Source organism: Oleiphilus sp. HI0066 (assembly GCF_001635725.1).
The window spans coordinates 1-875 of record NZ_LWFH01000594.1 but is presented as its reverse complement, the minus strand read 5'-3'; the positions used below and the strand labels follow the sequence as shown (position 1 = coordinate 875).

The 875-nt window shown below is 43.0% G+C and carries 1 protein-coding gene and 1 pseudogene; one reads left to right on the top strand and one right to left on the bottom strand.

The window, feature by feature from the left end:
- On the top strand, positions 1 to 453 hold a 453-nt coding region (locus A3738_RS29205), incomplete at its 5' end, for an EAL domain-containing protein (RefSeq protein WP_156504077.1).
- A 9-nt stretch (positions 454 to 462) separates the two neighbouring features.
- Here A3738_RS29205 and A3738_RS07815 read toward each other — a convergent pair.
- A pseudogene (locus A3738_RS07815) lies at positions 463 to 864 on the bottom strand (OsmC family protein); the annotation flags it as partial.
- Positions 865 to 875 lie beyond the last annotated feature (11 nt).

Genomic DNA, 875 nt, shown 5'->3' with positions numbered 1-875 from the left:
AGAATTCCAATACATAGTTCAGCATTTTTTGATGAGAATTTTAGTCAGTCTTTGCAGAAGGTATTGATGAAGGGGCATATAGCCGCAGATGATTTGTGGTTTGAGATATATGACCTAGACAGTGTGTCTAATCCTTATTTAGTAGCTGATTTAATGATGGATCTTCAGAACTTAGGGGTGAAATTTAGTCTGGCTGGATATGGAACTAAGCAATGCTCGCCCGACTTAGTAGAGTTGTTACCGATTGATTCGGTGACGATGGCAGCGAATACTTTGCAGTCTTCGCAAGAGTTAGAAGAGACTGAGCGATCACTGATTGAGTTGGCTCAACACTTCGGTAAATTGGTGATTGTTTCTAATGTTGATTCAGCTATTGCGATGCAAAAAGCAAAAATACAAGGAGCCGACTTCGCTCAAGGAGAGCGAGTCGGGCCAGCAAAAGAGTACAGTTAAGGANTAAGCTTCTTTAATTTCGTAGCTGTGGGTGATTTCTACATCAGCTTTTTCAAGCATGATTGAAGCAGAGCAGTACTTAGTAGCTGAAAGTTCTACAGCTCTTTTAACAAGGCTCTCTTTAAGCTTTGTTCCAGTAACAGTGAAATGGATATCGATTTTTGTGAACACGCTTGGAACTTCATCAGCGCGCTCGGCCGTGATGTTAGCAACACAGTCAGTGACGTCTTGGCGAGACTTTTTGAGGATGCTCATTACATCAAAGCTAGTGCAGCCACCTAAGCCAAGTAAAATCATTTCCATTGGACGAGGACCTTGGTTCTTGCCACCATGATCTGGAGGACCGTCCATTGTGATTGTATGGCCGGAACCAGATTCTGCTACGAATTTAGCGTCGCCGCCCCAACGTATTTCTGCTTTCA